The sequence below is a fragment of the Streptomyces sp. NPDC002623 genome, from assembly GCF_053592635.1.
In genome coordinates this window covers 517,704-536,222 of record NZ_JBSFWB010000001.1, presented here as the reverse complement: position 1 = coordinate 536,222, position 18,519 = coordinate 517,704, and the positions used below count along the sequence as shown (strand labels likewise).

14 protein-coding genes are annotated in these 18,519 nt (G+C 71.5%); 7 read left to right on the top strand and 7 right to left on the bottom strand.

The window, feature by feature from the left end; all coding sequences use genetic code 11:
* Positions 1 to 34: 34 nt before the first annotated feature.
* Both ACWD4O_RS02135 and ACWD4O_RS02130 read left to right on the top strand, forming a co-directional pair.
* Positions 35 to 1,483: a family 43 glycosylhydrolase gene (locus tag ACWD4O_RS02135; RefSeq protein ID WP_451276505.1), complete on the top strand. Its 1,449-nt coding sequence runs from the start codon at positions 35 to 37 to the stop codon at positions 1,481 to 1,483.
* Positions 1,484 to 1,568: 85 nt separating this feature from the next.
* Positions 1,569 to 2,336: a polysaccharide deacetylase family protein gene (locus ACWD4O_RS02130; RefSeq protein WP_451276739.1), complete on the top strand. Its 768-nt coding sequence runs from the start codon at positions 1,569 to 1,571 to the stop codon at positions 2,334 to 2,336.
* Between the two features lies 1 nt (position 2,337).
* Here the strand turns inward: ACWD4O_RS02130 and ACWD4O_RS02125 are convergent, their stop codons facing one another.
* Positions 2,338 to 3,651 carry a cytochrome P450 gene (locus tag ACWD4O_RS02125; protein WP_451276503.1) on the bottom strand — a complete coding sequence of 438 codons (1,314 nt, stop codon included), beginning with the start codon at positions 3,649 to 3,651 and terminating at the stop codon, positions 2,338 to 2,340.
* A 107-nt stretch (positions 3,652 to 3,758) separates the two neighbouring features.
* On the opposite strand from ACWD4O_RS02125, the gene ACWD4O_RS02120 reads away from it, so the two are divergent.
* Positions 3,759 to 4,199: an SRPBCC family protein gene (locus tag ACWD4O_RS02120; RefSeq protein WP_451276501.1), complete on the top strand. Its 441-nt coding sequence runs from the start codon at positions 3,759 to 3,761 to the stop codon at positions 4,197 to 4,199.
* Between the two features lie 166 nt (positions 4,200 to 4,365).
* Positions 4,366 to 5,661: a lanthionine synthetase LanC family protein gene (locus ACWD4O_RS02115; protein WP_451276499.1), complete on the top strand. Its 1,296-nt coding sequence runs from the start codon at positions 4,366 to 4,368 to the stop codon at positions 5,659 to 5,661.
* Here ACWD4O_RS02115 and ACWD4O_RS02110 read toward each other — a convergent pair.
* From ACWD4O_RS02110 to ACWD4O_RS02090, 5 genes are all read right to left on the bottom strand, one after another.
* Positions 5,613 to 6,839: an XdhC family protein gene (locus ACWD4O_RS02110; protein WP_451276497.1), complete on the bottom strand. Its 1,227-nt coding sequence runs from the start codon at positions 6,837 to 6,839 to the stop codon at positions 5,613 to 5,615. The genes ACWD4O_RS02115 and ACWD4O_RS02110 overlap by 49 nt on opposite strands.
* A gap of 162 nt (positions 6,840 to 7,001) precedes the next feature.
* Positions 7,002 to 8,459, bottom strand: a complete 1,458-nt coding sequence (locus tag ACWD4O_RS02105; protein ID WP_451276495.1) for an NCS2 family permease — start codon at positions 8,457 to 8,459, stop codon at positions 7,002 to 7,004.
* Positions 8,460 to 8,567: 108 nt separating this feature from the next.
* A complete protein-coding gene (locus ACWD4O_RS02100; protein ID WP_451276493.1) occupies positions 8,568 to 10,964 on the bottom strand; it encodes a xanthine dehydrogenase family protein molybdopterin-binding subunit in 2,397 nt (798 codons plus the stop codon).
* Positions 10,965 to 10,966: 2 nt separating this feature from the next.
* The gene (locus ACWD4O_RS02095; RefSeq protein WP_451276491.1) at positions 10,967 to 11,551 is read right to left on the bottom strand and encodes a (2Fe-2S)-binding protein; all 585 of its coding nucleotides are present in this window, start codon (positions 11,549 to 11,551) and stop codon (positions 10,967 to 10,969) included.
* Positions 11,551 to 12,441 carry an FAD binding domain-containing protein gene (locus ACWD4O_RS02090; protein WP_451276489.1) on the bottom strand — a complete coding sequence of 297 codons (891 nt, stop codon included), beginning with the start codon at positions 12,439 to 12,441 and terminating at the stop codon, positions 11,551 to 11,553. Before ACWD4O_RS02090 ends, ACWD4O_RS02095 begins: the two co-directional genes overlap by 1 nt.
* 464 nt (positions 12,442 to 12,905) lie before the next feature.
* On the opposite strand from ACWD4O_RS02090, the gene ACWD4O_RS02085 reads away from it, so the two are divergent.
* A complete protein-coding gene (locus ACWD4O_RS02085) occupies positions 12,906 to 14,711 on the top strand; it encodes a PucR family transcriptional regulator (RefSeq protein WP_451276487.1) in 1,806 nt (601 codons plus the stop codon).
* Between the two features lie 262 nt (positions 14,712 to 14,973).
* Positions 14,974 to 15,759, top strand: a complete 786-nt coding sequence (locus ACWD4O_RS02080) for a hypothetical protein (protein WP_358804179.1) — start codon at positions 14,974 to 14,976, stop codon at positions 15,757 to 15,759.
* Between the two features lie 437 nt (positions 15,760 to 16,196).
* Here ACWD4O_RS02080 and ACWD4O_RS02075 read toward each other — a convergent pair whose 3' ends face one another.
* Positions 16,197 to 16,952, bottom strand: a complete 756-nt coding sequence (locus ACWD4O_RS02075; protein ID WP_451276485.1) for a GntR family transcriptional regulator — start codon at positions 16,950 to 16,952, stop codon at positions 16,197 to 16,199.
* A gap of 379 nt (positions 16,953 to 17,331) precedes the next feature.
* Between ACWD4O_RS02075 and ACWD4O_RS02070 the strand changes: the two genes are divergently transcribed.
* Positions 17,332 to 18,201, top strand: a complete 870-nt coding sequence (locus ACWD4O_RS02070) for a (2Fe-2S)-binding protein (RefSeq protein ID WP_451276483.1) — start codon at positions 17,332 to 17,334, stop codon at positions 18,199 to 18,201.
* Positions 18,202 to 18,519 lie beyond the last annotated feature (318 nt).

Sequence of the window (18,519 nt, the reverse complement as noted above, 5' to 3'; positions counted from 1 at the left end):
CCGCAGCCCCCTTCCCCCCATCTGGAGAACTCCCTTGAGACGCAACGCCGTTCGGCTGCTCCTGGCCGGCCTCGTCGCCCTCGCGGCCGTCCTCACCGGCGTGGGCGCCCCCGCCCAGGCCGCCGTGCCCGACTCCCCCGCGGTGACGTACACCAACCCGATCGCCGAGAAGCGCGCCGACCCGCACATCTACAAGCACACAGACGGTTACTACTACTTCACCGCCACGGTCCCCGAGTACGACCGCATCGTGCTGCGCCGGGCGACGACCATCCAGGGCCTGTCGACGGCCCAGGAGGTCACCATCTGGACCAAGCACAGCAGCGGGGTCATGGGCGCCCACATCTGGGCGCCGGAGATCCACTTCATCGACGGCAAGTGGTACGTGTACTTCGCGGCCGGATCGACGAGTGACGTGTGGGCGATCCGGATGTACGTCCTGGAGGGCTCCGGCGCCAACCCGCTCACCGCGACCTGGACCGAGAAGGGCCAGATCAAGACCACGTGGGAGAGTTTCTCGCTCGACTCCACGACCTTCGTCGTGGGCGGTGTCCGCTATCTCGCCTGGGCGCAGCGCAACCCGTCCGAGGACAACAACACCAGCCTGTTCATCGCCAGGATGGCGAACCCCTGGACGATCCAAGGCACTCCGGCGGAGATCTCGCAGCCGACGCTCTCGTGGGAGACCATCGGCTACAAGGTCAACGAAGGGCCCGCGCTGATCCAGCACGGCGGGAAGGTCTTCATGACCTACTCGGCGAGCGCGACGGACGCCAACTACTGCCTCGGCATGCTGACCGCCTCCGCGACGGCCGACCTGACCGACCCGGCGTCCTGGACCAAGGGGACCCAGCCCGTCTTCACCTCGAACGCCTCGACCTCGCAGTACGGGCCGGGCCACAACTCGTTCACGGTGTCCGAGGACGGCAGGTCCGACATCCTCGTCTACCACGACCGCAGCTACAAGGACATCACCGGCGACCCGCTGAACGACCCCAACCGCCGCACGCGGGTGCAGAAGGTGTACTGGAAGGCCGACGGCTCGCCCGACTTCGGCATCCCGGTGGCCGACGGAGTCACCCCGCAGCGCTTCTCCTCCTACAACTACGCGGACCGGTTCATCCGCCACTGGGAGTACCGCGCCCGCATCGAGGCGAACGTCAGCCCGCTCGCCGACTCGCAGTTCCGGGTGGTAACCGGTCTCGCGGGAACCGACACGGTCTCCCTGGAGTCGGCCAACTTCCCCGGTTACTACCTGCGGCACAAGAACTTCGAGGTGTGGCTGGAGAAGAACGACGGCACGTCGACGTTCGCCTCCGACGCGAGTTTCTACCGACGCGCCGGGCTCGCCGACCCGGCCGGGATCTCCTACGAGTCGTACAACTACGCCGGCCGTTACATCCGGCACTACAACTACCTGCTGAACGTGCAGACCCCGAGCACGGCGACGGACAAGGGGGACGCCACTTTCTACGCCCAGTGAGGGCCTGAAGGGCACGACGCCGAGACTATACATCGCGTGTATACGCTCTATGTATAGTCTCGGCATGTTTTCTCTGACCAGGAAGATGAAGAACACGGGGGCCGGGTTGCGTGCCGCCGCCGTCTCTGCGGCGGCCGCCTGTCTGGCCCTCACCCTGACCGGCTGCGGGGGCGCCGACACCACACACCCGAGCACCGCCCGCACCCGGCCCGCGGCCACCGAGCAGGCCGCCCGCTTCGGCTCCGTCGACTGCCGGGAGGCGAAGTGCATCGCCCTCACCTTCGACGCCGGCCCGAGCGAGAACTCCGCCCGGCTGCTGGACATCCTCAAGGAGAAACAGGTCCCGGCGACCTTCTTCCTGTTGGGTCAACGGCACATCGAGAAGTACCCGGAGCTCGTCAGACGTATGGCCGCCGAGGGACACGAGGTGGCCAGCCACACCTGGGACCACAAGATCCTCACGCAGATCACGCCGGAGGAGATACGCGAGGAACTCCAGCGCCCCAACGACGAGATAGAGCGCCTCACCGGCCGGCGCCCCACCCTGATGCGGCCGCCGCAGGGCCGCACCGACGAGACCGTGCACAAGATCTGCCGCGAGCTGGGCCTCTCCGAGGTGCTGTGGACGGTGACCGCCAAGGACTACACGACCACCGACTCCGCGCTGATCCAGCGCCGGGTCCTCGACCAGGCCGACCGGGACGGCATCATCCTGCTGCACGACATCTACGACGGAACCGTGCCGGCCGTGCCCGGGATCATCGACGCGCTGAAAGAGCGTGGATACGTTTTCGTGACGGTGCCTCAGTTGCTCGCGCCGGGCAAGGCGGAGCCGGGCGAGGTCTACCGCTGACTCACCAGGCCAGGTCCAGGCGGTGCGGGGAACGGTGGATCATCGTGGGCCGCATCGCGACGGGCCGGTCCGTGTCCGCCAGCCGCAGGCCCGGCAGTCGACGCGTCAACTCACCGAGGGTCAACCGCAGTTGTTCGCGGGCCAGTTGAGCGCCCGGACAGGCGTGCGGACCGTGCCCGAAGGCCAGATGGCGGCCGGGCCGGCGGGTGATGTCGAAGGCGTCCGGTCGCGGATGCCGCAGCGCGTCCCGGTTGGCTCCGCCGAACGCGACGAACAGGGAGGCGCCGGTGGGGAGTTCGGTGCCGGCGAGGGTGACGGGCCGGGTGGTGACCCGGCGGAAGCCCTGCAGGGCGCCGTCGTAGCGGGCGGCCTCCTCGACCGCCGCCGCGATCCTCCCCCGTAGCCCTTCGGGCACGGGGGCACCCCCATCCGCTTCGACTTCGCTCCGCTCCGGCTCCGCGCACAGCAGCTCCCACTGACGCGGATGGCGCAGCAGATGCAGCACGGTGGTGCCGATCAGCGCGGTGGTGGTCAGGTGCCCGGCGATCAGCAGGTTCTGGAGGTGGGAGACGGCCTCGTGCCGCTGCTCCAGGGTGAGTTCGCCGGGGACCGGGGCCACCGAGGCGACGATCTCCGAGCAGAGGTCCTCGCGCGGGTCGGCCGCCCGTTCCCGGGCGTACCGGTCGAGGAGGTGCTGGTGGGCGACGACATCCTCCGCGGCGGCGATCTGCTGCTCCTCCGTCAGCGGCCGGAACAGCAGTTCCTCGGCGCGGTGTCCGCCGTGCACGACGGCGGGCACATCGGCGGGGTCCAGCCCGACGATCCGCCCGACGACCTCCCCGGGCAGCCGCCGCGCGTACGCCGCCATCAGCTCCACCCGCCCGTCCCCGGCGAACTCGCCGACGAGGGCGGCGGCGCGCTCGGCGGCGTACGGCAGGACGGCGGCGACGCGGGCCGGCGACAGACCGCGCACGATCGGCAGGCGCAGCCGCTGGTGTTCCTCCCCGTCGGAGCCGACGACCACCGGCCGCCCGCCGAACCCGCCGCCGAGCACCGCGAGCGCGGCGGGCGAGGGCAGCACGTCCGGCCGTAACGACCCCACGGACGAGAAGTCCTCCGCCCGTCGCAGCACTTCGCGCACATCGGCGTCCCGGGCGACCAGCCAGGCGTCCAACTCCGGTACGTGGAGCAGTCCTTGGGCGCTGTGGGCCTGTGCGTAGAGCGGATACGGGTCGCGCTGCACCTCGTCGAGTCTGCCGAGCCCTGAGCCGTCCACGAGTCCTCCCGGCCGGTGGTGGTGCGGGGTCGCGCCCATGTTCCCGTACGGGCGTACGGGTGGGTAGGGGACATACGGGATGCGCCAAGTGTGTGAGCCGTCGCAGAACGCGCCGCCGCGCGGCCCCGACTCCTTACGATCACAGTGTGGTCACCTTCCAACTCGAACGCACGGCCCCGCTCTCCCTCGACGAGGCGTGGCGCCGGCTCACCGAGTGGCACCGGCACGGCGACGTGGTCCCGTTGACCCGTGTCACCGTGCTCACTCCCCCGCCGACCCGGGCGGGCACGGTGTTCGTGGCGCGCTCGGGCCTCGGCCCGTTCGCCTTCGACGACCGGATGGAGGTCACCTCCTGGTGCCCGCCGACCGAGGACGAGCCCGGTCTGTGCCGACTGGAGAAACGCGGCCGGGTCGTGCTGGGCTGGGCCGAGATCGAGGTCCGCCCGGGCCCCGGCGGCCGGACCCGGGTGATCTGGCGCGAGGAACTGAGCGTGCGCCTGCTCCCCTCACTGTGCGACCCGCTCCTGCGCACGGCCTCCCGCCGGGTGTTCGGCCGCGCCGTCAACCGGCTGCTGCGCCGCCCCTGACGGACGCCGGCCGATCCGGACGGCAGCACCGGCAGGACCCGCCGGGACCGCTGGGCGGCCTACCGCCCCGACCTGCGCCTCCCGCCCCATCTCCCCTGCTCCCGGCCGGAGTTGGTGCCCGAGGGCGCTCTGTGCGGCCGCCGTGCGCGCATGTCAGGGTGGGCCCATGACAGCAACGGGAGAGGTCGAGGCGCTGGCCGTGGACGGGCTGCGGTGGCTGGTCGGGGTCGCCCGGGACACCGGGGGCGGTGGGCTCGGCTGGCCCGTCAGACCCTCGGACAACGACGTCGACCCGATGCTCTACAACGGGACGGCCGGAGTCGTGCCCGTACTCCTGGAGGCCTGGCGGCACTTCGGCGACGACGCCTACGCCGACACCGCCCTGCGCGCCGCCCGCGGTCTCGCGGACGCCGTCGACGAACACCCCGACGACTCGCTGTACTTCGGCCTCACCGGTATCGCCCTCGTGCTGCGGACGGTCCACCGCGAACTCGGCGCCGACAAGGCCGGCGCGGCCGCGGACCGGGCCCTGGAGCGGGTGCGGTCACGCTTCGACGGGACGCGCTGGGGCGATCTGTTCGAGCTGATGGGCGGCAACGCGGGCATCGGGCTCGGAGCCTGGGCGGCGGGGGACGCCGACCTCGCCGTGCTTGCGTTGGAGCCGTACCTGAGAACCGCCGAGGCGACCGAGAAGGGCGGCGTCACCTGGGAGTTCCACCGGGGCGTGGAGTCCAGGCTGCACCATCTCTCGCACGGCACCCTCGGGATCGCCTACGCGCTGGCCGCCGTCGGGACCGCCGTCGGCCGGGCGGATCTGGTCGACCTCGCGCGGGCCGCGGTCGCGGACGTCGTCGCCCGTGACGAGGGCGGACCGGACGGTTTCCTGGTGCCGCACTCCGACCCGCAGCGCGCCCCCGAGCGGATCGAGCGGCACAGCTACGGCTGGTGTCACGGGCCGGCCGGCGACGCCCAGGTGTTCCGGCTGCTGAGGGACGTCCTCGGCGAGCCCTCCTGGTCCGACCTCGCCGACCGCTGCTGGCACACCGTGACCCGCTCCGGGCTGCCGAACCGGCTGCGGCCCGGTTTCTGGGACAACAACGGCCGCTGCTGCGGCACGGCGGGCGTACTGGCGCTGGCCTGCGACCGGATCGCCGAGCAGGGCGACTCCCCCGACTTCGCCCGGACCCTCGTGGCGGACCTCGTCTCGCACGCGATCCGGGACGCCGACGGCGCACGCTGGTCCAACGTCGAGCACCGGGACACGCCGAGCGATCTCGAACCGCAGACCGGGTGGGCGATGGGCAACGCGGGCATCGTGCGCGAACTGCTGCGTCATGTGCGGCTGAGCAGGGGCGGCGACCCTCGCCATGTCTTCGCCTGGCCGGACCAGCCGGTCGTGCGCGTGGCGGCGGCTCAGGCCACCGAGCCGATCCGGCCCGCCGGCGCCGACGTCACGTCGTGATGGATCGGCGTGTGCGCGCCGGTGAGGGGGACCCCGCTGCCGCCACGCCGGGCGGCGACGATCTCCGCGGCGATCGACAGCGCCGTCTCCTCGGGGGTACGGGCGCCCAGGTCGAGGCCGATGGGTGAGCGCAGCCGCGCCAACTCCAGTTCGGTGACGCCCACTTCGCGCAGCCGGTCGTTGCGGTCGAGGTGGGTGCGGCGGGATCCCATGGCGCCGACGTAGGCGACCGGGAGACGCAACGCCAGCTGCAGCAGGGGGACGTCGAACTTGGCGTCGTGGGTGAGCACGCACAGGACGGTCCGTGCGTCCACCGCCGTGCGCTCCAGGTATCTGTGCGGCCACTCGACGACGATCTCGTCGGCCTCGGGGAACCGGGCCCGGGTCGCGAAGACGGGACGCGCGTCGCACACCGTGACGTGGTAGTTCAGGAACTTGCCGACGCGCACCAGCGCCGACGCGAAGTCGATCGCGCCGAACACGATCATCCGGGGCGCGGGGACGGCCGACTCGACGAGCACGGTGAGCGGGGCCCCGCAGCGGGAGCCCTGCTCCCCGATCTCCAGGGTGCCGGTGCGACCGGCGTCGAGGAACGCGCCGGCCTCGGCTGCGACGGTGCGGTCCAGCTCGGGGTGCGCGCCGAAGCCACCGCGGTAGGAACCGCTGTCGTAACAACCGCCGCCGCGGGAACCGTTTCCGTAACAGCCGTCATCGTGGGAACCGTTGTCGTAACTGCCGTCGGCTCGGACGAGCAGCGCGCGGCCGACGAGGTGCGTCGGGCCGCTCACGATCCGTGCCAGCGCGGCGGCCTCGCCGGAGGCGGCGGCCTCTAGGCCGGCCGCGATCACCGGGCGGACGGGGTCGCCGACCCGCACCGGGGTGACGAGGATGTCGATGATCCCGCCGCAGGTGAGCCCGACGGCGAAGGCGTCGTCGTCGCTGTAGCCGAAGCGCTCGAGGACCGCCTCCCCGTCCTCGAGCGCCTGTCGGCACAGCTCGTACACCGCGCCCTCCACACAGCCGCCGGAGACCGAGCCGATCGCCGTGCCGTCGGCGTCCACCGCGAGGGCGGCGCCCGGCCTGCGGGGCGCGCTGCCGCCGACGGCCACCACGGTGGCGACGGCGAAGTCGCGGCCCTGCCCGACCCACCGGTTCAACTCCTCGGCGATGTCCAGCATCTCTCGGTCTCCTTGACTGCGGTTGCGGGGTGGGCGGTTGCGGGCGGCTGAGCAGGTCGGGCGAAGTCGGCAGCGCTCTGAAGGGGCGCGGGGAACTGCGCGACCAGCCACGATGGCGCCGCAGCCGAACGACGGCACATCGCGGCACTTCCGGCGGAGCGCCTAGTGCACGCCCAGCCAGCCCTCGATCGGGTGGAGCGCGAAGTAGACGAGGAAGATCACCGTCAGGCCCCACATGAACGCGCCGATCTCCCGCGCCCTGCCCTGCGCGGCCTTGATGGCGACGTAGGAGATGACGCCCGCGGCGACACCGGTGGTGATGGTGTACGTGAAGGGCATCAGGACCACGGTCAGAAACACCGGGACAGCGGTTGCCCGGTCGGCCCAGTCGACATGGCGGGCGTTCATCAGCATCATCGCGCCGATCACGACCAGGGCGGCGGAGGCGACCTCCTGCGGGACGATCGCGGTGAGCGGGGTGAAGAACAGACAGGCCGCGAAGAAGGCTCCGGTGACGACCGAGGCGAGGCCGGTGCGCGCTCCCTCGCCCACCCCCGTGGCCGACTCGATGAACACGGTCTGGCCGGAGCCGCCCGCCACTCCGCCGATCGCGCCGCCCGCTCCGTCGATGAACAGCGCCTTGGACAGGCCCGGCATCCGGCCCTTGTCGTCGGCGAGTCCGGCCTCGGTGCCGACCCCGATGACGGTGGCCATGGCGTCGAAGAACCCGGCGAGGACGAGGGTGAAGACGATCATTGAGACGGTCATCGCGCCGACCTCGCCCCAGCCGCCGAACCGCACGTCCCCGAAGAGCGAGAAGTCGGGCATCGAGACGGCGCTGCCGTGCAGTTCGGGGGCGCCCGCCGCCCACTGCTTCGGGTCGACGACCCCGGCGGCGTTGAGGACTGCGGCGACGACCGTGCCGCCGGCGATGCCGATGAGGATGGCGCCGGGGATGTTCCGGGCCTGGAGCATGAAGATCAGCAGAAGCGTGCCGGCGAACAACAGGACGGGCCAGCCCGCTAGTTCGCCCGCCGGACCCAGGCTGACCGGAGTCGCCTTGCCCTGGTGCACAAAGCCCGACTTGTAGAAACCGATGAGCGCGATGAACAGACCGATGCCCATGGTGATGCCGTGCTTGAGCGCGAGCGGGATCGCATTCATGATCATCTCGCGCAGGCCGGTGACGACCAGCAGCATGATGACCACGCCGTACATCACGCACATGCCCATCGCCTGCGGCCAGGTCATCTGCGGGGCGACCTGGGAGGACAGCACGCCGGAGACGGACAGACCGGCGGCGAGCGCGAGGGGCACCTTGCCGAGGAAGCCCATCAGCAGCGTGGTGAGAGCGGCGGCGAAAGCGGTTGCGGTGATCAGGGCTTTCTGGCCGAGGGTGTCCCCGGCCGCGTCCTTGCCGGACAGGATCAGGGGGTTGAGCAACAGGATGTACGCCATCGCCATGAAGGTGGTGACGCCGCCGCGCACTTCGCGCGCGACCGTGGATCCCCGCTCGGATATGTGGAAGTACCGGTCGAGCCAGGACCTGCCGGCCGGGACGCGGGTGCCTTCACCCGCGTCTTCGGCCGTGGTCCTCGGCTCCAGTGACTGCTGGGTCATGGGGCCATCTCCCAAGGTTCATAGGTGCACCCGCGCGACGCCTTCGGAAAGGAGCACGGGATTTGGGAATGGACGACCCGGGGGACGGCCCGAGACGAACGTCGGTGACTACGCGGTGCCCGTCAGGTGCTCCGGACGCACCGGTGTGCGGTTGAGCTCCAGCCCGGTCGCGTTCCGGATCGCCGCGAGGACGGCCGGGGTCGACGACAGGGTGGGTGCCTCGCCGACGCCACGGAGCCCGTAGGGGGCGTGGTCGTCGGCGAGTTCGAGCACGTCGACGGGGATGGTCGGCGTGTCGAGAATCGTGGGGATCAGATAGTCGGTGAAGGACGGGTTGCGGACCTTCGCCGTCTTCGGATCGACGATGATCTCCTCCATGACCGCCACGCCCAGGCCCTGGGTCGTGCCGCCCTGGATCTGACCGATCACGGAAAGCGGATTCAGCGCCTTTCCGACGTCCTGTGCGCAGGCCAGCTCGATGACCTTCACCAGGCCGAGCTCGGTGTCGACCTCGACCACGGCGCGGTGCGCCGCGAAGCTGTACTGGACGTGTCCGAAGCCCTGTCCGGTGCGCAGGTCGAAGGGTTCGGTCGGCCGGTGCCGCCACTCGGCCTCGACCTCGACGGCCTCGTCGCCGAGCACGTCGACCAGGTCGGCGAGGACCTCACCGCCGTCGGTGACGACCTTGCCGCCCTCCAGGAGCAGTTCGGCGGTGGCCCAGGCGGGGTGGTAGGAGCCGAATGCGCGGCGCCCCCTCTCCAGGACCTTCTCCCGCACCAGCTCACAGGAGTTCTTGACGGCGCCGCCGGTGACGTAGGTCTGCCGCGACGCCGATGTGGAGCCGGCGCTGCCCACCTGCGTGTCGGCCGGGTGGATGGTCACCTGCGCGACGCCCAGCTCGGTGCGGGCGATCTGCGCGTGGACGGTGACACCGCCCTGGCCGACCTCCGCCATGGCGGTGTGCACGGTGGCGACGGGCTCGCCCGCGATGACCTCCACCCGGACCTTGGCGGTCGAGTAGTCGTCGAATCCCTCGGAGAAGCCGACGTTCTTGATGCCGACCGCGTAACCGATTCCTCGGACGACGCCTTCGCCGTGCGTGGTGTTGGAGAGACCGCCGGGCAGCTGCCGTACGTCCGCGCCCTCGCTGCTCTCCCACTGGCGTTCCGGCGGCAGCGGCATCGCCTTGACGCGGCGCAGGAGTTCGGCGACCGGCGCCGGGGAGTCGACCGTCTGTCCGGTCGGCAGGAGCGACCCCTGTTCCATCGCGTTGAGCTGCCGGAACTCCACCGGGTCCATGCCGAGTCGCGCTGCCACCTTGTCCATCTGCGCCTCGTAGGCGAAGCACGCCTGGACCGCGCCGAAGCCGCGCATCGCGCCGCAGGGCGGGTTGTTGGTGTAGAGGGCGATCGCCTCGACCTCGACGTCGTCGACGACGTACGGGCCGATGCCCAGCGAGGCGGCGTTGCCGACGACCGCGGGGGACGCGGAGGCGTACGCGCCGCCGTCGAGCACGATGCGGCACTTGACGTGCGTCAGTTTTCCGTCGCGGGTGGCGCCGTGCTCGTAGAAGAGCTTCGCGGGGTGGCGGTGGACATGACCGAAGAAGGACTCGAAACGGTTGTAAACGATTTTGACGGGTTTTCCGGTGCGCAGGGCCAGCAGACAGGCGTGGATCTGCATCGACAGGTCCTCGCGGCCGCCGAACGCGCCGCCGACGCCGGCCAGCGTCATCCGCACCTTGCTCTCGGGCAGGCCGAGAACGGGTGCGATCTGGCGCAGGTCGGAGTGGAGCCACTGGGTGGCGATGTAGAGGTGGACGCCACCGTCGTCGTCGGGCACGGCGAGGCCGGACTCGGGCCCGAGGAAGGCCTGGTCCTGCATGCCGAACGTGTACTCGCCCCTGACGACCACATCGGCGCGCTCGGCGGCCGCGGCCGCGTCGCCCCGGACGATCGGCTGGCGGTGGAGGATGTTCGGGTGCGCGACGTGACCGATGTGGTGGTCGTCGCGGCCCTCGTGGATCAGGACGGCGTCGGGGGCGGTCGCAGCAGCCTCGTCCGTGATGACCGGCAGTTCCCGGTACTCCACCTTGATCTTGGCTGCAGCGCGGCGGGCCGTCTCCGGGTGGTCGGCCGCGACGATCGCGACCGGCTCGCCGTGGTGGCGTACCTTGCCGTGGGCGAGGACCGGGGTGTCCTGGATCTCCAGGCCGTAGTTCCTCACGTCGGTCGGCAGATCGTCGTACGTCATCACGGCGTGGACGCCGGGCGTGGCGAGGGCCTCGGACGTGTCGATGGAAACGATTTCGGCATGGGCGACCGTGGAGCGCAGGATCTGGCCCCAGAGCATGTCCTCGTGCCACATGTCGGACGAGTACGCGAACTCGCCGGTGACCTTGAGAGTGCCGTCGGGGCGGAGTGTGGACTCGCCGATCCCGCCCTTGGTCCGGGAACCCTGGGTGATCTTGGTGGGGGTGCCGATGGGGGCGCCGTTGGCAGGCATCGTCAGACCGCCTCTTCCTGCCGGGCGGCCGCCAGACGGACCGCGTCCATGATCTTCTCGTAGCCGGTGCAGCGGCACAGGTTGCCCGACAGGGCCTCGCGGATGTCCGCGTCGGTCGGGTTCGGGTTGCGCTCAAGCATCTCATCGGCGGCGACCAGCAGCCCCGGCGTGCAGAAGCCGCACTGGACGGCGCCGGCGTCGATGAACGCCTGCTGGACCGGGGAGAGTTCGGCGCCCTCGCCGGTGTGGGAGTCCTGCCCCTTGGCCGCCCAGTGCTGCGCGTCCTGCAGCGACGTGCCGCAGGCGCCGCTCGCACAACTGCCGTGCGCGGCACGCTGCCTGGCGTAGTCCGCGAGCCCCTCGACCGTGACGACGTCGCGGCCCTCGACCTGGCCGGCGGCGACCAGGCACGAACACACCGGGACACCGTCCAGCCGAACGGTGCACGAGCCGCACTCGCCCTGCTCGCAGGCGTTCTTGGAACCCGGCAGACCGAGCCGCTCGCGCAGCACGTACAGCAGGCTCTCGCCCTCCCACACGTCGTCGGCTTCCTGCGGACGTCCGTTGACAGTGAAGTTGACACGCATTACGCAGCTCCCTCCGAGGCGCGGCGGGCGCCGCGGTAGGACTCCCAGGTCCAGGTGAGCGTCCGGCGGGCCATGACGCCGACCGCGTGGCGGCGGTAGCTCGCGGTGCCCCGGACGTCGTCGATGGGGTTGCAGGCGGCGGCGCACAGGTCCGCGAACTGCTTGGCCACCGACGGGGTGATGATTTTCCCGTTGTCCCAGAAACCGTCTTCTTCGAGCGCCGCGTTGAGGAAGTCCTCGGCGGTCCTCGCCCGGACGGGGGTGGGCGCGGCCGAGCCGATGCCGGTGCGGACCGTCCGGGTCTCGGGATGCAGCGCGAGGCCGAAGGCGCAGACGGCGATGACCATGGCGTTGCGGGTGCCCACCTTGGAGTACTGCTGCGGGCCGTCGGCCTTCTTGATGTGGACGGCGCGGATCAGCTCGTCGGGCGCGAGCGCATTGCGCTTCACGCCGGTGTAGAACGCGTCGATCGGGATCCGGCGCGAACCGCGCACCGACTCGGCCTCGACCTCGGCGCCGGCCGCGAGCAGGGCGGGGTGGGCGTCGCCGGCCGGGGAGGCGGTGCCGAGGTTGCCGCCGACGCCGCCGCGGTTGCGGATCTGCGGGGAGGCCACCGTGTGCGAGGCGAGGGCGAGGCCCGGCAGCTCGGCGCGCAGATTCTCCATGATCGCGCTGTACGGGACGGAGGCGCCGAGCCGCACGCTCTCCTCGCCGACCTCCCACTCGTAGAGGTCGCCGACGCGGTTGAGGTCGAGCAGATATTCGGGCCTCCGGTGGTCGAAATTGATCTCGACCATCACATCGGTGCCACCCGCGATCGGCACAGCGGAGGGGTGCTCGGCCTTGGCGGCGAGCGCCTCCTCCCAGCTGGCGGGGCGAAGGAAGTCCATGACCGGCTCTCTTCTTCGTCTCGTGAGTCGTTCGGAAGTCTCGGACGTCTGTGACCTCGTGGAAGTCCCGGGCGTCTCCGACCTCTCGTGAGTCGTTCGGATCGAGCCAGAATCGGGTGCGGCGGGCCCGGCTCGTTCATGTCCTGTTCACGCGCAGTGAGGCCAGTACACAGCGCCTTGCTCCAACCGGGTCAGTCACGGAAACCATGAAGGAGTTGGCTGGTCGGCCCGGCCATCTTGTAGATTCGTATGAACGGAGGCCATCAGTAACCTCCTCGTTTTCCTGTGGAAACGTAGGAAACAGCCTGGCAATCAAAGAATGCGGTTCCAAAGCGGTTACTGACTGGCCGCCGCAGCGCCCCGGGCCCCGGGGCGGGGCCGACGGCAGGACCGGCGGCGGGTCCTCTCCACCACATCCTTCAAGATTCATCGTAGATTTCGAGACAGAGAACGGCGGCGACGAGATGCGGCTGCGCGCACTGCTGGACACCGATGCGCTGGGCCTCAGGCTCCTCGGCGGCGAGGACGAGCTGGACCGCACGGTGCGGGGTGTCATGACCACCGACCTGCGGGACCCCAGCCGCTACCTCTCCGGGGGCGAGCTGGTGCTGACGGGCCTGGCCTGGCGCCGGGACGCGGCGGACTCCGACCCGTTCGTGCGCATCCTGGTGCAGGCCGGGGTGACCGCGCTCGCGGCCGGCGAGGCGGAGCTGGGCAACGTCCCGGAGGACCTGGTCGCGGCCTGTGCCCGGCAGCGTCTCCCCCTGTTCGCGGTGCACGAGTCGGTGGCCTTCGCGACGATCACCGAGCACGTCGTGCGGCAGGTCTCCGGCGAGCGCGCCGGGGACCTCGCGGCCGTGGTCGACCGGCACCGCCGGATGATGATCTCGGGCCCGGCGGGCGGCGGCCCGGACGTGGTCCTGGACCTGCTCGGCTCCGACCTGGACCTGCGCGCCTGGGTCCTGTCCCCCACCGGCCGGCTCATCGCGGGCCCGAAGCCGACGGGCGCGAGGCCGACGGGGTCGAAGCCGGCCGGGCCGGCCCTGCCGCCCGACGTGTGCGCGAAGCTCGCGGCGGAGCACCTCGCGGCCGTCCGCACGGGTCGGCGCGGACCGCACCGGGTGATGGTGGGCCAGACGACGTACTCGCTGTTCCCCATCCGCAGCAACGGCGGCCGTTCTGCTCAGACCACGCAGAAGTCAACGCCGCCGCACACCTCGCCGGTCCCGTCGGCCTCAGGGGCATCAGGCACATCAGGGGTCTCCGGGGCCTCAGGCGTCTCATCGGTCTCGCGGGACGTGCGCGAGAGCGTTCTGTCGGACTGGCTGCTGGCCGTCGAGGCGGACGCCGGTGAGTGGGCGGACGAGCGGCTCGACCTGCTCCAGGGCGTCACCCAGCTCATCGCGGTCGAGCGGGACCGCCGGGACGCGGCGCGCACGGTGCGCCGGCGCCTGGCGCAGGAGGTGCTGGAGCTGGTCCAGACGGGCGCGGCCCCGGCGGAGGTCGCGGCCCGCCTGCGGGTGGCCGCGCCGGTGCTGCTGCCGGGCCTGGGGACCGCCCCGCACTGGCAGGTGGTCGTGGCCCGCGTCGAGTGGGACGAGGGTGATCTGGAGCCGGGCCCGGCCGCCCAGTCGCTCCTGGAGGAGATCCTGGTCGACCCGCTCGCCACCGGCCCCGAGCCCTCCGACCGCATCGCCGTGGCGCACACGGGCGAGGAGGCCATCGCGCTGGTCCCGCTGCCCGCGGTGTCGAACGCGCACGACGGCTCCGAGACGGGCGTCCTCGCCGACGCCCTCCTGGCGACCGTGCGGGAACCGCTTTCGTCCGGACTCGACGGTGACGGACGGCTCACGGTGGGCGTCAGCGCGGCCGTGCACTCGGCGGAGGGGCTGCGCGGGGCCCTGGAGGAGGCACGGCACGCCCGGCGGGTGGCCGCGGCCCGACCCGGCCGGGTCTGTGCCGCGGGCCATCAGGAGCTGGCCTCGCACGTCCTGCTGCTGCCGTTCGTCCCTGACGATGTGCGCAGAGCGTTTACTGCACGTCTCCTGGACCCCCTGCGCGACTACGACCGACGCCACCGCGCCGAGCTGATCCCGACGCTGGAAGCGTTCCTCGACTGCGACGGCTCGTGGACCCGATGCGCTTCCCGCCTGCATCTGCACGTCAACACCCTGCGCTACCGGGTCGGGCGGATCGAGCAGTTGACGAGCCGTGACCTTTCACGGCTGGAGGACAAGCTGGACTTCTTCCTGGCGCTGCGCATGAGCTGACAGCGGACCGACAGCCGGCCGACACCGGTTACTACCCCTTGGTCACCAGCCGTCGAAACCTGTGAGGACGGAGATCCCACGACTTTGTGAAATCCTTCACCCGCCCCCTTGGCCCGGTGCCGCCATTCGTGCTGAGATGCGCGCACCACTCAAAGCTCGATGGCGCGCTGGGCCTGTCCTTCGGATCAGGTCGGAGTCGGGGCACGGTGCCTTGCGTAGCGCCCACGAGCTGATCCGCAGGACAGGACTTGGGGAGGGCAACGTGGCGTACAGCGCCATGTCCGGTACCGGAACGACCTCAGGTGACGATCCCCTCCAGACCGCGGTATGGCGGTTGCGCTCGCGTGCCTGCTGGGCCGACGCGGCGGCACTGATCCCGCCCGACACCGCGACGGGCTCGATCCAGCGGGCCGCACTGCTCGTGGAGCGGTGCCTGTACACCGAGCAGGGCTGGCAGGACGCCGAGGACGCGCTGCGCACCGCGGAGGCGCTGGCCCACGACGACGAGGAGCGGGGCGCGGCCGCTTGCGAGCGAGGGCAACTCGCCTACGCGGCGACGCTGCACGGCGTGCGCGACCGGGTGGACGAGGCGCGGGCCGCGCTCGGCCGGGCCGCGGCGCTGATCCCGCCGGACGCGGCGGGCCGGGCGCTGCTGGACTTCCGCCGGGGTCTGCTCGCCGAGAACATCTCGCGTTCCCCGCAGGCCGCGAGAGCCGCCTACCGGCGCGCCCACACGGCGGCCGCGGCGCACTCGGACTCGCTGCTGCTCTCCTTCACCTGGCGCCACCTCGCCGGACTCGCCCTGCGCGACGGCGAGTTGGCGGAGGCCCGGCACGGATTTGCCGAATCCCTGCGCATCCGGGAGGAGTTGGGCTACCTGGTGGGCACCGCTCCCGCGCTCGCCTCGCTGGCGGACGCGGAAGTCGAGCCGGAGGCCTCGCGGTTGCGGGAGGAGGCACGTCGGCTGTTCCGGCTGCTGGGCGGCGTACCGACCTGGCTGGCAAGGCAGTTGGCGCCCCCGACGGCCCCGAGCCCGTCCGGAGTGTGAGGAACGGACGCTGCGGCTGGGCACGCGGGCAGGTCATGCGGAAGGCGGCACGAGGGCGGCACGAGGGCGGCACGGAGGGCGAGGCCGGGCGAGGCCGCGGTAGGCACAGACGACCGGGTCGCAGGGGCCGGAGCCACGACGCGCACAGGCACAGGCACCAGGCACCAGGCACCAGGCACCAGGCACCAGGCACCAAGCGGGGAACGGGTCGCAGCGGGCGAGGGTGAATCATTCGGCGGATCGCAGCACGGAAACCAGCGCGGAAACCAGCGCGGACAGACAGGGCTAGAGCGGAAAACAGGGCGGGAGACGGGTCGGGAGACAAGGCGGGCAGGGTGCGGCACAACGGGTGACGCCGTGTCGCGGCCGGAGCGGGAGGCGTCGGGGCGGTGGCCCCGGTGCCGGCGCCGGTCTCCTCGGTGCCGGCGCCGGTCTCCTCAGCCGCCCGCGCCCGCGAAGTGCTCGCGCATCAACGCCTGCACGGCGTCCAGCTCTCCTGCCGTCAACGCCTCCAGCAGCGCCATGTGCTCGGCCGCGTCGGCGACGAGATCCGCCCGTCCCCGTCGCACCGGCGCGCCGACCAACGGCCACTGCGAACGCCGGTGCAGATCCTCGGCGATCCCGACCAGCTGCTCGTTGCCGGAGAGGGCGAGCAGCGCCCGGTGGAAGACACGGTCGGCCTCCGCGTACGTGGCCCGGCAGCCGGAGGCCGCCGCGCGCACGCTCGCCTCAGCGAGGGGCCGCAGCTCCGCCCACCGCTCGGCGGGCACCGTACGGGCGAGCCGCAGCATCACGGGGACCTCGATCAGCGCCCGCACCTCGGCCAGCTCGGCCAGTTCCCGCGTGCCTCGTACGATCACCCGGAACCCCCGGTTGGGGACGACCTCGACGGCGCCCTCCAGCGCGAGCTGCTGCATGGCCTCCCGGACCGGCGTCGCGGAGACCCCGAAGCGTTCGCCGAGCACCGGCGCGGAGTACACCTCGCCCGGCTGCAGCTCCCCGCCGACGAGCGCGGTGCGCAGGGCGTCGAGGATCTGGCCGCGCACGGAGGCACGCTGGACGACCGGCCGGGGACGCGGAATCGGGATCTCGCTGTGCGTGTGCTCACCGCGCGCCGCGCCCGTCGGGCCGCACCGCTCGCGGTCCCCACCGTCGCCGTACTCGACGGACCCGCCGGGCCCGACAGACCCCACAGGCCCGGCAGACCCCACAGACCCGGCGCTCCCGGCAGACCCCACAGGCCCGGCAGACCCCACAGACCCGGCGCTCCCGGCAGACCCCACCGGCCCAGCGGGCCCGGACCCCGGTGATCCGACCGACCCCGTGCGCGACTGCGCCGGCACCCGGGCACGGCCGTCGACCTGTTGCGGAACCGGTTTCCCCGTACCGGTGGAGCCGTGCGCTCTCTGCTCCACGGGGCCTCCTTACGGCCTTGTCGGTACTTGGGGTCATTACGGCGGGTTGTTACTCGTCCGTCAAGCACCTTAGGCGTAGTGGCCGCCAGTTCAAATCCCGACGACACTGGATAAGGTTAGGCTTACCTTCAATCGCACCCGAAACGGCGGTCCCGCCATGCCCACAGCCCCGTCGACCACAGCCCCGTCGGCCACGGCAGAGGCCTACGCCCGTCTCACGGAGGTCTACCCGGGCCTGACCGTCACGGAGCTGGGACTTGTGGAACCGTTTCCCCGGGGCGGGGGCTGGGTCACCGCGGCCGAGCTCGCGGAGGGCGGAGCCGCCCTGGAGGCCTTCCTGGCGTGGGACGACGAGCAGGTCGTCCGCGACTACGGCCGCCCGGCACGTCCCGACGTGGTCGCGAGCTTCGGACTGCACCGGTACGCCTGGCCGGCCTGTCTGCTGATCACCGTCCCGTGGTTCCTGCACCGCCGGGCGCCCCGTTTCCCGGTGACACACGTCTCGTACGACCGTACCGGCGACGGCATGCGGATGGCCGTCCGCCCGCCGTCCTCCTTCGCCTGTCTGCCGGGGGACCCGGCGGCACTGCTGCCCGGCGCCCGGGTGGTCCCGGACGAGGAGGCGCTGCGGGCGGAGGTACGGGCGGCGGTGGCCGAGCACCACGAGCCGCTGCTCGCCGGCTTCGGGCCGCGGGCCCGGCGGCGCGGCCGGGCCCTGTGGGGCATGGTGACCGACGAGATCGTCGAGGGGCTCTGGTACATCGCCGACCTGCTCGGCGGGGACGAGCCGGAGCGGGCGCGACGGGACCTGGAGCTGCTGCTGCCGGGTGCCACGCAGCCCTATGTCGGCTCCGCGGCCTTCCGCGAGTTGACGGGGCCGGACGGCGAGGCCCTGCCCACCCGCGACCGCGCGAGCTGCTGCATGTTCTACACGGTGCGCCCCGAGGACACCTGCGTCACCTGCCCGCGCACCTGCGACGCGGACCGCGTCACCAGGCTCACCGCGGCGGCTTCCGCAGGCAGTTGAGTAACGCTCAGATACCGCTTCCCCTCGAGTTACCCCTCGTGGGCGGAGGGCCGCGGAGAGTCCCGTAGGATCACCCGGACGAGGCTCCCCAACGGTTACAAGCGATTCACAAAATCCTCACTTGCCACGGGAACTTTCCGTGGAACCACTCGTATGGGTAGTCTTATTCGAACTCAACTCCCGCCCCTCAAGCGGCAGTTCGAGCAGAACGTCGCCTTGGGCATCCCCTTGCACCTCCTTGGCGGCCTCTTGCCCCGAAACCCCCTGAGGGACGGCGGGATTGGGCCACTATGGCGGGCGTTACGCCCTATCCCAATG

Bases quoted from the DNA above. Each gene is read 5' to 3' on its own strand.
- ACWD4O_RS02090 (WP_451276489.1), bottom strand. From the start codon at position 12,441: ATGGACTTCCTTCGCCCCGCCAGCTGGGAGGAGGCGCTCGCCGCCAAG.
- ACWD4O_RS02130 (WP_451276739.1), top strand. From the start codon at position 1,569: ATGAAGAACACGGGGGCCGGGTTGCGTGCCGCCGCCGTCTCTGCGGCG.
- ACWD4O_RS02110 (WP_451276497.1), bottom strand. From the start codon at position 6,839: ATGCTGGACATCGCCGAGGAGTTGAACCGGTGGGTCGGGCAGGGCCGC.
- ACWD4O_RS02125 (WP_451276503.1), bottom strand. From the start codon at position 3,651: ATGGGCGCGACCCCGCACCACCACCGGCCGGGAGGACTCGTGGACGGC.
- ACWD4O_RS02085 (WP_451276487.1), top strand. From the start codon at position 12,906: ATGCGGCTGCGCGCACTGCTGGACACCGATGCGCTGGGCCTCAGGCTC.
- ACWD4O_RS02100 (WP_451276493.1), bottom strand. From the start codon at position 10,964: ATGCCTGCCAACGGCGCCCCCATCGGCACCCCCACCAAGATCACCCAG.
- ACWD4O_RS02070 (WP_451276483.1), top strand. From the start codon at position 17,332: ATGCCCACAGCCCCGTCGACCACAGCCCCGTCGGCCACGGCAGAGGCC.
- ACWD4O_RS02105 (WP_451276495.1), bottom strand. From the start codon at position 8,459: ATGACCCAGCAGTCACTGGAGCCGAGGACCACGGCCGAAGACGCGGGT.
- ACWD4O_RS02115 (WP_451276499.1), top strand. From the start codon at position 4,366: ATGACAGCAACGGGAGAGGTCGAGGCGCTGGCCGTGGACGGGCTGCGG.
- ACWD4O_RS02095 (WP_451276491.1), bottom strand. From the start codon at position 11,551: ATGCGTGTCAACTTCACTGTCAACGGACGTCCGCAGGAAGCCGACGAC.